Raw genomic sequence first — 13,243 nt, 5'->3', positions numbered from 1 at the left:
GGCCTAGTTTTCGTTCGCTCAAACCTCGGCTAGAGGCGCCACACGTTCCAGCGCTTCAAGCATGATTTCGGGGCCTGCGCCCTCGTGTACCGCTCCTTTGGACAAGGCCCGTCGCCACGCCCGCGCACCCGGTCGCCCTGCAAACAGTCCCAGCATGTGGCGCGTGATCTGGTGCAACCGACCACCTTTGACCAAACGAGCCTCTACATACGGCACCATTTCCCGGACAACTTCAATCGGGTCCGTTTCCCTGCCGGTTCCGTAGATCTCTGGATCGGCCTTGGCCAGAATGTCGGTTGGCTGGTGATAAGCCGCGCGCCCGATCATCGCACCATCCAACCCGGCCTCAAGATGCGTGCGCGCCTGCGCAAGCGAGGTGATGCCACCGTTGATTGAGATGTGCAGATCGGGAAACGCTGCCTTCATCCGGTGAACCAGATCATAGTCCAGCGGCGGGATATCGCGGTTTTCCTTGGGGCTGAGCCCTTGCAGCCATGCCTTGCGCGCGTGGATCGTCACCCGTTGGCATCCGGCGGTGCGGATCTGCTCAAGGAACGCGGGCAGAACCTCTTCGGGGTCTTGGTCGTCCACACCAATGCGGCATTTCACAGTCACCTCGACCGAGACTGCCTCGCGCATGGCGGCCACACACTCGGCCACCCGGGCCGGGTCTTTCATCAGCACCGCCCCGAATGTGCCGGACTGTACCCGGTCTGAGGGGCAGCCACAGTTCAGGTTGACCTCATCATACCCCGCCTCAGCCCCGAACTGCGCAGCCTGCGCCAGCTCTTGTGGGTCCGAGCCCCCCAATTGCAGCGCAACCGGATGTTCCTGAGGGCTGTAATCCAGCAAGTGCAACGCCCCACCCCGCACCAATGCCGGAGCTGTCACCATTTCGGTGTACAGCAGCGTCTCGCGGCTAAGCAGCCGGTGCAGATACCGGCAATGGCGGTCCGTCCAGTCCATCATCGGCGCAACCGACAGCCTCGCGGCTTTTGTGATCGAGGGCTTGTCTGTCATTTAGGCAATCTTTGCTGACCTGTCCGGGCCTTACTTTTCCGGGTTTGTCCAAATTTTGAGTTCTCAGATTGCCGCAAGTCTATATCCGCAGCGCTCCCAAAAACAAAGACGGGGAAATACTGGGTGCCATTATGTAGCGCAAGTGCATAAAGCTATCGGACGCTGGGACTTGATGGATGCCAAAGTCACTCTTGTCACTTAAGGCTGCGGTGCTTGCTGCGGAACAGCGGCTATTCAACGACCCGCGATAAATTCGACCATGGCTGTCCTGCTACCCTGCTGCCAAATTGTCGTCAGCCAAGACGCAAAGGCGTCCAGAAAAACTGCGCTGTCCCCAAAATCACCATAGTACTGGCGCTGCCTCACCCATAGTTCAGGGTCGACTTTGGACGCGAGCGCGGTTTTTTGAAGCTGCTCCCACTGGGGGTCGTTCGGCGCGATCTCAGAGCCATCTTCCCGAACACCGGCACACATCCGACACCAGAACGCCTCGGCAAGTGCCAGTCCGTTCACAGATACGCCAGATGCCAGCGCATCCCGCAGGGACGGAAGCAGGAACCCGGGGTGTCGCGCCGAACCGTCGAACGCGACCCGGCGCGTTGTGTCGTGGATCGCAGTGTTCGCAAAACGCCGTTCGACCAACCCAAGATATTCAGAGGCCGTGGTTCCGGGCACCGCTTCGACATGCGGCAGGATTTCTTCGGACTGCACTTTTTTGAAGAACGCCAGGATGTCCGGGTCCTGCATACAGTCGGAAATCGTCGGCACGTTCAGTATTTCGCCGACATTGGCCAGCAGCTGATGACCCCCGTTCAAAATGCGCAGCTTCATCATCTCATAGCTATGAACGTCATGAGTCAGCGTGACCCCGGCCTGTTCCAAAGGCGGGCGACCGGCGCAGAAGTCATCCTCGATCACCCATTGGCGAAAGTTCTCGTGGGTAACGGGCGCGCGGTCATCGACGCCCAACGCGCGGCATTGCGACACCACCTGATTTGTCGTCGCAGGCACAATACAATCCACCATCGAATTGGGAAATGCGCCGTTCCGGTCAATCCAATTCGCCAGATCAGGGTCGGACCAGCGCGCCAATTTAACAACGCAGTTCCGCAAGATCGCTCCGTTGCCCTGAAGGTTATCGCAACTCAGCGCGGTAAAGGGCATGTCGCCATTTGCGCGACGCTGCCTGAGGGCTGAAACAATGGCACCAAAAACCGTCCGAGGCTGATCAGGGCGCGCCGCATCATGGCGAACATCCTCGTGATCTACGTCGAATGCGCCGGTATTGGCGTCCAGGTAATACCCACCCTCAGTAACCGTCATAGACACAATTCTGATGGACGGGTCAGCCATTTTGCGGATCAGTGAGGTATTGCCGGCCTCAATCGGCAAATAGTCGATCATCGGGCCAATCACTTCAGCCGAGATCCCCTTTGGGTCCAATTCAATCAACGTTGTCAGGCAATCCTGCGCCAGCAGGCGGTCTCGCATCTCGGCGTCGTAGTCGCGTACGCCGGCCCCAATGATCGCCCAGTCATGGGCCTTCCCTTGCTGCATCAACTGGTGAATGTACCAAGCCTGATGCGCGCGGTGAAAATTGCCAAGTCCGATATGGAGGATGCCCGGTTTCAGATCGGATCGGTCGTAAGCCGGTGTCCGGACGGTTTCCGGCAGGCTTGGCAGGCTGTCACGCCGCAGCCGCACCGGAGGTTTTGCGCTCGCCACAGGGTCCATCAGCTCATCCAATTTCCGCCATCGACGTTGTAAGTTTGCGCGACGATGTACCTGGCCTCTTCCGAGGCAAGAAACACCGCCATCCCGGTCAGATCGTCAGCCCGCCCCATCCGGCCATAGGGAACGGCCGCAGCCACTTCGCGTTTCTTTTGGCCCGGCTGCTTGCCTTCGTGTTTTGCGAAGAACGCATCGACCCCGTCCCAGTGCTCGCCGTCGACCACACCGGGCGCGATGGCGTTCACATTGATCCCGTGTTGGATCAGGTTCAGACCCGCTGATTGCGTCAACGAGATCACTGCGGCTTTGCTGGCGCAATAAACGGCGACCAAAGGTTCGCCGCGCCGTCCGGCTTGCGAGGCCATGTTGATGATCCGGCCTTTGATACCATGCTCAATCATATGTCGCGCCACGGCCTGCATTGTGAACAGTGCGCCCGCAACGTTGATGTCAAACACTCGGGCGTAGTCGGCGCGGTCGATTTCTGTGATCGGCGCGGCGGTGAAGATGGCGGCGTTGTTGATCAGGACGTCGATTGGGCCGAAATGATCAGCGGTTCGTGCAACGGCGTCGTCTATGCTCTGCTGGTTGGTCACGTCCATTTCGATGGCGCAAGCTGCCTCGCCTATCTCAGTTGCTGCATCCTGAGCGCGCGCGATGTCGATGTCGGCAATGGCGACACGCGCGCCTTCGGCGACATAGGCTTTGGCAAAGGCCAGCCCGATGCCGCGCGCAGCCCCGGTGATCAGGGCAGTTTTGCCGTCCAGCCGTTTCATTCGATGCGCAAGCCTTTCGCGTCAAACCGATGGATGACATCGGCGCGTGGTGTCAGGTGAATGCGGTCTCCGTGCCGGAACCCCACCTCACCATCGGCGCGAACTGTGATGGTTTCGGCCAGACCGGTTTCGTGAATATGGAAGAACGTGTCCGAACCCAGATGTTCCGAGACACCGACAACACCGGACCATGTGCCCTCGGAATCGGACACGCCGATATGTTCGGGGCGTATACCGATTGTATGGGCGCCGTGTTTTGCGGCCTCTTCACCTTCGATAAAGTTCATTTTCGGTGAGCCGATGAAGCCTGCAACGAACAGGTTTCGCGGCGTGCGGTACAATTCCAGCGGCGAGCCGACCTGTTCGATCACCCCGGCCTGAAGGACCACGATCTTGTCGGCCATGGTCATGGCTTCAACCTGATCGTGGGTCACATAGATCATCGTTGTGGCCAGACGTTCGTGTAGTTCGCTGATCTCCAAACGCATGCCAACGCGCAGGGCGGCGTCGAGGTTCGAGAGCGGCTCATCGAACAGAAATGCTGCCGGTTCGCGTACAATCGCGCGGCCAATGGCCACCCGCTGACGCTGACCGCCAGACAGCTGGCCGGGGCGGCGGTCCAGATAATCGGTCAGGTTCAGGACGCTGGCTGCCCCCTCAACGCGCCTGTCGATCTCGGCCTGATCCAGCTTGGCCATGCGCAGCGGAAAGGCGATGTTCTTGCGCACGGTCATATGCGGGTACAAAGCGTAAGACTGGAACACCATCGCCAGACCGCGCTTGGCAGGTGGCACGTCGGTGGCATCCGCCCCGTCAATGTCGATGGAGCCTGAGGTGATATCCTCCAACCCGGCGATCAGGCGCAGAAGCGTGGACTTACCGCAACCCGAGGGGCCAACGAAGACGGTGAACTCGCCATCCTCGATGGTCAGGTCCAATGGGGGAATGACCTGCACGTCGCCGAAGCTTTTGGTCACGGACTTGAGTTGGATACGTCCCATGTTTCGTCTTCCTTATTTCACAGCGCCGAAGGTCAAGCCGCGGACAAGTTGTTTCTGGCTGAACCAGCCAAGGATCAGGATTGGTGCAATCGCCATGGTCGAGGCCGCGCTGAGCTTGGCAAAGAACAGGCCCTCGGGGCTGGAATAGCTGGCGATGAAGGCCGTCAGCGGGGCCGCGTCAACGGCTGTCAGGTTGAGGGTCCAGAACGCCTCATTCCACGCCAGGATGAAGTTCAGCAGCACGGTCGAGGCGATGCCGGGGATGGCCATGGGTGTCAGGACATAGAGGATTTCTTCCTTCAGAGTCGCCCCGTCCATCCGCGCGGCTTCCAGAATTTCACCAGGAATTTCGCGGAAATAGGTGTACAGCATCCAGACGATGATCGGCAGGTTGATCAGCATCAGGACAACGACCAACCCTCCGCGCGTGTCCAGCAGACCCAGCCGGATGAACAGCAGGTAGATCGGGTAGAGCACGCCGACCGCAGGCAGCATCTTGGTGGACAGCATCCACAGCAGGATGTCTTTGGTGCGCTTTGAGGGCACGAAAGCCATGGCCCATGCGGCGGGGACGGCGATGATCACACCCAGTATGGTAGAGCCACCCGCGATGATGACCGAGTTCCACAGGAACCGCATATAATCCGAGCGCTCCTGCACGATGGCGTAATTCTCAAGCGTCCAGTTGAAATTCAGAAAGATCGGCGGGCTGGCAATCGCCTGAGCCTCGGTCTTGAAGCTGGTCAGGATGGTCCAGAGGATCGGGAAAAAGATCAGCAGTCCAACGGCCCAGGCAAGGGCGGTGTTCAGCGATTTGCGGCGGGGTGTGACGGCGCGGGCCATATTCGTTCCTCCTCACGCGTCCAGGTTTTTGCCGACGATGCGCATCAGGAAGATGGCAACGATATTGGCAAGGATGATGGCGTAGACACCTCCGGCTGATCCCAGGCCAACGTTCTGGCTTTCCAACACGCGCTGGAAGATCAGGTAGGTGAGTGTGCGGGTGCCGAACGCGCCGCCGGTGGTCACGAAGATCTCGGCAAAGATCGACAGAAGAAAGATCGTCTGGATCAAGATCACGATGGTGATCGCGCGGCTCAGATGCGGCAGGACGATGTGGTAAAAGCGTTTCAGCACTGGCGCACCGTCCATCTCGGCCGCTTCCAACTGTTCACTGTCCAGCGACTGGATCGCGGTCAGCAGGATCAGCGTCGCGAAGGGCAGCCATTGCCACGAAACGATCATGATGATCGAAGTCATCGACGCCTCGGACAGCCACGAGATCGGCTCGGCTCCGAAAAAGCGCCACAGATGGGCCAGCAGGCCGTTGACCGGGTCCATGAACATATTCTTCCAGACCAATGCGGATACGGTTGGCATCACAAAGAAGGGTGCGATCACAAGGATGCGGACAACGCCCTGCCCCCACATCGGTTGGTCCAGCAGCATGGCCAAAAGGATGCCCAGAACCACCGTGATCACCAGAACGCCTCCGACAATCATCAGCGTTGCCTGAACGGCGGGCCAGAACGAGCTGGAGGAAACGAACCGGACATAGTTGTCGAACCCGACCCAGCCCAGATCACCCCCGCGCAGAGGCAGGTATTTCTTGAATGAAAAATACAGCGTCATCGTCAGAGGCACGAGCATCCAGCCAAGTAGCAGGACCACTGCGGGTGCCATCATCAGGCGTGCAACGGATCGGGAATGTTGGGTTGCCATGATGCAAGACCTCTCTGTTCAGGCGCCATACAAGCCTGCGAGAAAAACACGAGTTGTGGAAGAGTAAGGCGGGGGGCAGACCTCTGCCCACCCGCGGGGAGAAGACGTCAGTACCCTGCGGCTTCCATCTCTTCGGCGGTGAAGGCCTGAGCTTTTTCAAGCGCCTCTTCCACCGTTTGCTGTCCGGCGTAGACCGCCGAGAACTCCTGGCTCACCTGTGTGGCGATACCTGCAAATTCCGGGATCGCGACGAACTGGATGCCAACGTAAGGCGTCGGTTGCGCACAGCAGTTATCCGGGTCGGCTGCAAGGATCGAATCCAGCGTTTTCTGGGCGAAAGGCACCTTCTGGTATTCGGGGTTCTCATACAGCGATGTCCGCGCACCCGGAGGCACATTGGCCCAACCTTCGTTTTCAGCCACCAGTTCGATGTAGTCTTTGGACGTGGCCCATTCGATGAACTGCTTGGCGGCGTCTTCCTGCTGCGTGCCTGCCGGGATGGCCAGCGCCCATGCCCAGAGCCAGTTGGCGCGCTTGTCGACACCTTCGGAATTTGGCGCCAGAGCAAAGCCAACCTTGTCAGCCACGGTCGAGTCATCAGGGTTCGTCACGAAGGATGCCGCGACGGTCGCATCAATCCACATGCCACACTTGCCCTGCTGGAACAGAGACAGGTTTTCGTTAAAGCCGTTGGTGGCATAACCTGCCGGGCCAGACTCATTCATCATGTCGACGAAGAATGTCAGCGCTTGGTTCCACTCAGGCTGATCGAACTGAGGTTTCCAGTTCTCGTCGAACCAACGCGCGCCAAAGGAATTCCCGGTCACGGTAATGAACGCACCGCCCTCACCCCAACCGGCTTTGCCGCGCAGGCAGATGCCGTTGATGTCATTGTCCCGGTCGGTCATTGCTGCCGCCGCTTCGCGAATGAACTGCCATGTCGGGGCGTCTGGCATCTCAAGACCAGCCTGTTCCATCAGGTCGGTGCGATACATCACCATCGAGCTTTCGCCATAGAACGGCGCAGCGTAAAGCGTGCCGTCATTGCTGAGGCCATTGCGCATGGCAGGCAGGATGTCGTCCACGTCGTATTCCGCGGACATACCCTCAAGCGGGACCAGCCAGCCATTCGCGCCCCAGATCGGCGTTTCGTACATGCCGATGGTCATGATGTCGAACTGACCACCCTTGGTGGTGATGTCGGTGGTCACGCGCTGACGCAGCACGTTTTCTTCCAGAGTCACCCATTCGACGTCAATCCCCGTCGCTTCGGTGAATTTGTCGGTATAGCCCTGCATCCGGATCATGTCGCCGTTATTCACCGTGGCGATCGTGATGGATTGTGCATGGGCCGCTGCCGTGGCGACGAATATCATTGCAGTCGCCGCGCGAAGTGCGTGCTTCAGATACATCCCTGTCCTCCCTGAGCTTGGATGTCGTGCAGAGAGCGTACGGTATAAATTGTCGCGCAGTCAATAAAAACTTTACGCGCGTTAAATTTTTAGATCACGCAGAGTCCCTTAAAACAAGCCTTGCGGGGAACAATGTTTCAGTACGGCTTTCAAATTTCCCACCGTTTTCAATAAGTTCGAACAGAGTCTCAACGCTCCGCTTGGCCACGTTGTCGTAATCATGCGCAGCCGTGGTCAAGGACGGGCAGGTAAATTTCGCAAACGGATGATCATCATTCGAGGCGACGCGCAGTGTGCAGCCCTCTGCCCGACCGACCCGAATCCCCTGTTCAAAACAGGCAGCCAGAAAGCCGATGGCAAGCCGGTCATTGCTGCACAAAACCGAATCCGTCTTCAGACCGCGCTCTGCCAGCACTTTTAATGCGCCTCTGTGACCGATCTCTTCAAACGCCCACCCGGTGCCTTCGACTTTGATGATATGCGGCTCAAATCCAAGGCGCTCCATCATTTCGATATAGGCTTTGCGGCGTTTGTTTGCGTTTGGGTTCGCCGGAGTGCGCATTTCAAAGAACGAAGGCGGTTCGCCCGTCCGGGTCATGTATTCCACGGTTTGCGACACAAAACTGAAATTGTCAGACCCGATGAACGCGGCCCCTAGGCCATCCAGATTACTGTCAAACAGAACTGTTGGCACATTGGCACAGAACTTTTCGATCGCAGATCTGTCAGATACCCGCCCCAGCGGGGCCAGCAAGACTCCGGCGGGCTTCAGGGATTGCAAGCCGTCCAGAATATCGTTTTCCAGCTTTTGCTCACCGTGAGAGCTGAAAAGCGATGGCCGATACCCGGCCGCAATACAGCTTTGCTCCAGATAGCGCGCAATCTCGGCAAAAAACGGATCAGCCAGATATGGCACGACGATGCCAATATTCTTGGTCAGCTTCCGGTTCTGGTTCACGGCATAAATATTCGGGCGATAGTCGAACCGTTCCAGTGCCTCTTCGATGCGGGCGCGTGTCGTTGGGCGGACACTGTCGGGATCGTGGAAATACTTGGAAACCGTGGGCCGTGAGATGCCGCTGAGGGCTGCAAACTCTTCCATATTCTTAATCTTGGTCATGCCGGTCTGCCTGCGGAATATCGCCGTCTTGATCTTATCATAGTTTTACATATTCTTTGCGCGCGCCAAAAAATCAATAGCCAGAGCAGTTCCAGGTGTTCGCGCGGGCAAGGGGTTTGAATGTATCTCGGGATTGATATCGGAACGTCAGCGGTCAAACTTGTCTGCGCGCAGGGTGATCGAATTCTTGCAACGTCCTCTGTGGCGATGGAAACCTCATCGCCACGACCCGGCTGGTCCGAGCAGCACCCCGATCAGTGGTGGCAGGCGACGTGCGAAGCCATGGCCCAGTTGGCAGCGCAGGTGATGCTGTCCGATGTAAAGGCCATCGGCTTGTCCGGCCAAATGCACGGGGCGGTTTTGCTGGGCCGTGATATGCGCCCGATCCGCCCGGCCATCCTTTGGAATGACAGCAGAGCAACGCCTGAGTGCGACGAACTGCGCGCGGCCCAGCCGCAGATAGGCCAGATCGCCGGCGTGCTGCCCCTGCCCGGCTTTACCGCTCCCAAAATTGCGTGGCTGAAACGCCATGAGCCCGGCACCTACGCCCGATTGGCCCATATTCTGCTGCCCAAGGATTACGTCGGCTTGCGCCTGCATGGGGAGTTGGCGACCGACACGTCCGATGCCGCAGGGACAATGTGGCTGGATCAGGCGTCGCGCAGCTGGCACGCCGGGATCGCCGAGGCAACGAACGTGATGCTCGATTGGCTGCCGCCGGTATTCGATGGCCACGCGGTCTTCGGGTCTGTAACAGCACAAGCGGCGGCTGAGACCGGGTTGAGGCCCGGTATACCTGTCGTGGCCGGCGGAGGGGATGCGGCAACCGGAGCCATATCTTTGGGCGCGACGGAACCGGGGCGCGGATTCATCTCGCTGGGAACTTCAGGTCAGCTGTTCGTGGCGGATCGCAGATACAAACCCAACCCGGACCGCTATGTTCATGCGTTTGCGCACACCCTGCCTGACCGTTGGTATCAGATGGCAGCAATGTTGAACGGGGCCAGACCGATATCGTGGATCGGTGGTCAACTGGGGCTTTCTGCCGCCGAAGTCGTGGCACTTGCCGAAACCGTCAGCAGAGATCGCGTGCCGATATTCCTGCCCTATCTGACGGGCGAGCGCAGCCCGCTTGGCGACCCGCACATCCGCGCCTGCTTCTTTGGCCTTGAGGATTCGACAACCCGCGCGGATATCTGTCGGTCCGTGGTCGAGGCGATTGCTTTTTGCTTTGCTGACGCCGCGCAGAGTTTTGGCGACACCATTGACAGCTTACCCGAACTATCCGCCATCGGCGGGGGCAGCCGATCTGACCTGCTTTTGGGTCTGATCGCAACGGTGATCGGCAAACCCATCGTGCGCTCAGACGACGCGGACTCCGGCCCGGCCTACGGCGCCGCCCGGCTGGCGGCCTGCGCCGACGGCGCGTTGGGCCTAAGCGACCTTGGCCTTCAACCGCCGACAACAGACAGGTTTGAGCCGACCGAAATGGCGGCATTGCCCGACCGGTTGGACAAATTTCGCAAGCTTTACGCCGCCGTGAGCACGCTCAGTTAGCCCCTCACGCGTCGCGCACCAAAAACCCGCTAGATCGGCTTTTCCACGGCGGCCATATCTGGCCCAACCGCAGGGTCAATCGACGAACCCTGAATATGTGTTAAAGTCCCAGAATGATCTATACTTTTGGCGATCTCAAACTGGACATCGCCCGTCAGGAGCTTCTCCGGCACGGGGTGCGAGTTGATGTCGAGCCGATGGTCTTTCAGCTCATACATTTCCTGATCGAAAATCGGGAAAGGCTGGTTTCGAAAGAAGAGCTGTTTTCTCTGCTTTGGAACGATCGGGCCGTGTCCGACTCCGCCCTGTCGACATGTATCAAATCGGCCAGACGCGCCGTCGGCGATACGGGCAACCTGCAAGAGGTTATCAAAACCATTCACGGAAAAGGGTTCCGCTGGATTGCTCAGGGGCAAAGCAACACTCACCCAACCGTCAAACAACCGCTTGTCGACCTTGATGGCAGCGATGATGCCTGGGCCGAGGCGGCGCAGCGCCCGTCCATCGCGATCCTGCCTTTTGAAACGATCGGAACAAGCGAAGAGGCCAGAACACTCGGCGAGGCCATTCCCCATGAATTGATTGCGACAATCGCCAGATTGCGCTGGATATCGGTCATCGCCCGAGGATCATCCTTTCGTTTTCGCTCATCCCTGGATGACTTCGGGAAAATACATCAGAGCCTGGGCGTGAAATACTGCGTCACCGGCACTGTCGAAGTTCTGGGGCGGCAGGTGTCGATAGGTGTGGTGCTGACCGACACCGAAGATGGCGAGGTCATCTGGGCCGACCAGTTCCGTGCAGGCATGGACGACATTCACGAGGTGCGCGAAAACATCCTGGCGCAGGTCATATTCGCTGTTGAGGTTCAAATCCCCCTGAGCGAGGCCACAAAAGCGCGTCTGCGGTCCCCCGAAAACATCGACGTCTGGGCCACGTATCATCTGGGTTTGCAGTCCTTGTACAAGTTCGAAGCAAACGAAAACGATATGGCGATTTCAAGGTTTGAAAAGGCCATTTCGCTTGAACCCAGCTTTGCCCGTGCCCATGCCGCTTTGTCCTTTTCGCACTTCAAAACGGCCTTCATGCACTATTCCGACGACCGTGACCGCGCCGTCAAAGCCGCGCGAGCCGCTGCGGAACGGGCGATCGAGCTGGATCCGATGGACCCGTTTGCCAATTTCAGCATGGGCCGGTCTCTGTGGCTGGTAGGCGATCTTGAAGCGGCCAAAAGCTGGCTAAACCGCTCAACCACGCTGAGCCCTAACTTTGCGCAGGGGATTTACGCCCGCGCATGGACCGAAACTGTGTCCGGCGACACCGACACCGGACGACGTCTTTCAGATGAGGCACGGGTGCTCAGCCCGCTGGACCCGATGCTGTACGCCATGCTCGGCACACGCGCGATGAGCCATGCAATAGATGAGAATTATGAAGAAGCCGCCGATTGGGGCGTTAGGGCCGCGAACGCGCCCGGAGCGCATGACCTGATTGCGATGATTGCCGTCTTTACAAACGAATTGGCTGGCAACCACAACGAAGCGGCGGATTGGGCTAAACGACTGAGAAGCAGCCGCCTCGGCATCACTCAGGAACATTTCTTTCGGTCCTTCCCATTTTCCGACAGCATTATCCGCCAGCGATTTTCCAGCGCGCTAAGCCGCCATAATATCCCCGAAACCTAGTGGCTTAGCGTCTTCCTCACCCTATTCCCCACGAAATCCTCACAAACTGCTCAAGACTGACACGTCTTTTCGATGCAGACTGTTTTGAGAACGCGGCGCTCAAACCGGTGCCGTTGGGGTTCAGACATGAGGGATTGCAATGACCGAAGGACAACTCAGATCAACACAAGGCAACGGACGCCTTTATGACAGCGTTCTGGATACCGTTGGTAATACCCCGGTGATCCGGGTCAACAATCTGGGGCCAAAAGGCGTCGACATGTACGTCAAATTCGAGGCCTTCAATCCGGCGGGATCTGTGAAGGACCGGCTGGCGCTCAACATCATCGAAGCGGCGGAACGCAGCGGTGCGTTAAAACCCGGTCAAACGGTTGTCGAGGCCACCAGCGGTAACACCGGCATCGGGTTGGCCATGGTTTGCGCTCAAAAGGGCTATCCGTTGGTCGTCACAATGGCCGACAGCTTTTCGGTGGAACGTCGGCGGCTGATGCGGATGCTGGGCGCCAAGGTCGTCCTGACCCCGCGGGCCGAAAAAGGCTTTGGCATGTACCGCAAGGCGGTCGAACTGGCAGAAGCGCATGGATGGCTGCTGGCACGTCAATTTGAAACCGAAGCGAATGCCGAGATTCACGCGTCGACAACGGCACAGGAAATCCTTTGCGATTTCAAGGACAAGCGGCTGGATTACTTTGTCACCGGATATGGCACCGGCGGAACCCTGACCGGGGTTGCCCGCGTCCTGCGCACGGAACGGCCCGACACTAAATTCATCCTGTCCGAACCAGCGAATGCGCAGCTGCTTGGCAGCGGCATCCCGACTGATCGGAATGACGACGGCTCTCCGACTGGCAGCCATCCCGCATTTGAGCCACATCCGATTCAGGGCTGGACGCCGGACTTTATCCCCGCCGTTCTGCAAGAGTCGGTCGACAACGGATACTATGACGAACTGCACCCTGTTCCCGGCCCGGTTGGCGTGGAATGGGCGCGCAAACTGGCCAGCAAAGAGGGTATTCTGACCGGAATCTCAGGCGGCGCGTCTTTCGCTATAGCGATGAAGATGGCTGAAACTGCCGCCCCCGGTGCCACGATCCTGTGCATGTTGCCCGATACGGGCGAGCGCTATTTGTCGACGCCTCTTTTCGAAGGGATCGCCGAAGAGATGACCGAAGAAGAAATCGCCATCTCTAAATCAACCCCCGGCAGCCAGATGGGCTGA

The 13,243-nt window shown here is 58.6% G+C and carries 11 protein-coding genes; 3 read left to right on the top strand and 8 right to left on the bottom strand.

Annotation, left to right across the window (positions count from 1 at the left end; genetic code table 11):
- Positions 1–18: 18 nt before the first annotated feature.
- The 8 genes from dusA to ACOQOY_RS17895 form a co-directional block, all read right to left on the bottom strand.
- Positions 19–1,020, bottom strand: coding sequence for a tRNA dihydrouridine(20/20a) synthase DusA (gene dusA, locus ACOQOY_RS17930; RefSeq protein WP_420586703.1), 1,002 nt, complete (start codon positions 1,018–1,020; stop codon positions 19–21).
- 234 nt (positions 1,021–1,254) lie between these two features.
- Positions 1,255–2,754, bottom strand: a complete 1,500-nt coding sequence (locus ACOQOY_RS17925) for a mannitol dehydrogenase family protein (RefSeq protein ID WP_420586702.1) — start codon at positions 2,752–2,754, stop codon at positions 1,255–1,257.
- Positions 2,754–3,527 carry an L-iditol 2-dehydrogenase gene (locus ACOQOY_RS17920; RefSeq protein ID WP_420586701.1) on the bottom strand — a complete coding sequence of 258 codons (774 nt, stop codon included), beginning with the start codon at positions 3,525–3,527 and terminating at the stop codon, positions 2,754–2,756. The genes ACOQOY_RS17925 and ACOQOY_RS17920 overlap by 1 nt, the downstream gene beginning before the upstream one ends.
- On the bottom strand, positions 3,524–4,528 hold the full coding sequence (locus tag ACOQOY_RS17915) for an ABC transporter ATP-binding protein (RefSeq protein WP_420586700.1): 1,005 nt from the start codon (positions 4,526–4,528) through the stop codon (positions 3,524–3,526). Before ACOQOY_RS17915 ends, ACOQOY_RS17920 begins: the two co-directional genes overlap by 4 nt.
- 12 nt (positions 4,529–4,540) lie before the next feature.
- Positions 4,541–5,371, bottom strand: a complete 831-nt coding sequence (locus tag ACOQOY_RS17910; protein WP_420586699.1) for a carbohydrate ABC transporter permease — start codon at positions 5,369–5,371, stop codon at positions 4,541–4,543.
- A 12-nt stretch (positions 5,372–5,383) separates the two neighbouring features.
- Complete coding sequence (locus ACOQOY_RS17905; RefSeq protein WP_170435930.1) at positions 5,384–6,250, bottom strand: carbohydrate ABC transporter permease; 867 nt, start codon at positions 6,248–6,250, stop codon at positions 5,384–5,386.
- 107 nt (positions 6,251–6,357) lie between these two features.
- Positions 6,358–7,662 carry an ABC transporter substrate-binding protein gene (locus ACOQOY_RS17900; protein WP_420586698.1) on the bottom strand — a complete coding sequence of 435 codons (1,305 nt, stop codon included), beginning with the start codon at positions 7,660–7,662 and terminating at the stop codon, positions 6,358–6,360.
- A 94-nt stretch (positions 7,663–7,756) separates the two neighbouring features.
- Positions 7,757–8,782 carry a LacI family DNA-binding transcriptional regulator gene (locus tag ACOQOY_RS17895; RefSeq protein WP_420586697.1) on the bottom strand — a complete coding sequence of 342 codons (1,026 nt, stop codon included), beginning with the start codon at positions 8,780–8,782 and terminating at the stop codon, positions 7,757–7,759.
- Positions 8,783–8,902: 120 nt separating this feature from the next.
- On the opposite strand from ACOQOY_RS17895, the gene xylB reads away from it, so the two are divergent.
- The 3 genes from xylB to ACOQOY_RS17880 all read left to right on the top strand — a co-directional run bounded on the left by xylB (position 8,903) and on the right by ACOQOY_RS17880 (position 13,243).
- Positions 8,903–10,339 (top strand): xylulokinase, encoded by a 1,437-nt coding sequence (gene xylB, locus ACOQOY_RS17890; protein ID WP_420586696.1) that lies wholly within the window; start codon positions 8,903–8,905, stop codon positions 10,337–10,339.
- 113 nt (positions 10,340–10,452) lie between these two features.
- Entirely contained in the window at positions 10,453–12,024 is a 1,572-nt protein-coding gene (locus tag ACOQOY_RS17885) for a winged helix-turn-helix domain-containing tetratricopeptide repeat protein (RefSeq protein WP_420586695.1), read from the top strand.
- A 139-nt stretch (positions 12,025–12,163) separates the two neighbouring features.
- Positions 12,164–13,243, top strand: coding sequence for a PLP-dependent cysteine synthase family protein (locus ACOQOY_RS17880; protein ID WP_420586694.1), 1,080 nt, complete (start codon positions 12,164–12,166; stop codon positions 13,241–13,243).

Source organism: Ruegeria sp., assembly GCF_965221235.1.
Taxonomy (GTDB): Bacteria; Pseudomonadota; Alphaproteobacteria; order Rhodobacterales; family Rhodobacteraceae; genus Ruegeria.
Note: the sequence above shows the minus strand (reverse complement) of the source record. Positions and strands in the feature narration are given on the sequence as shown.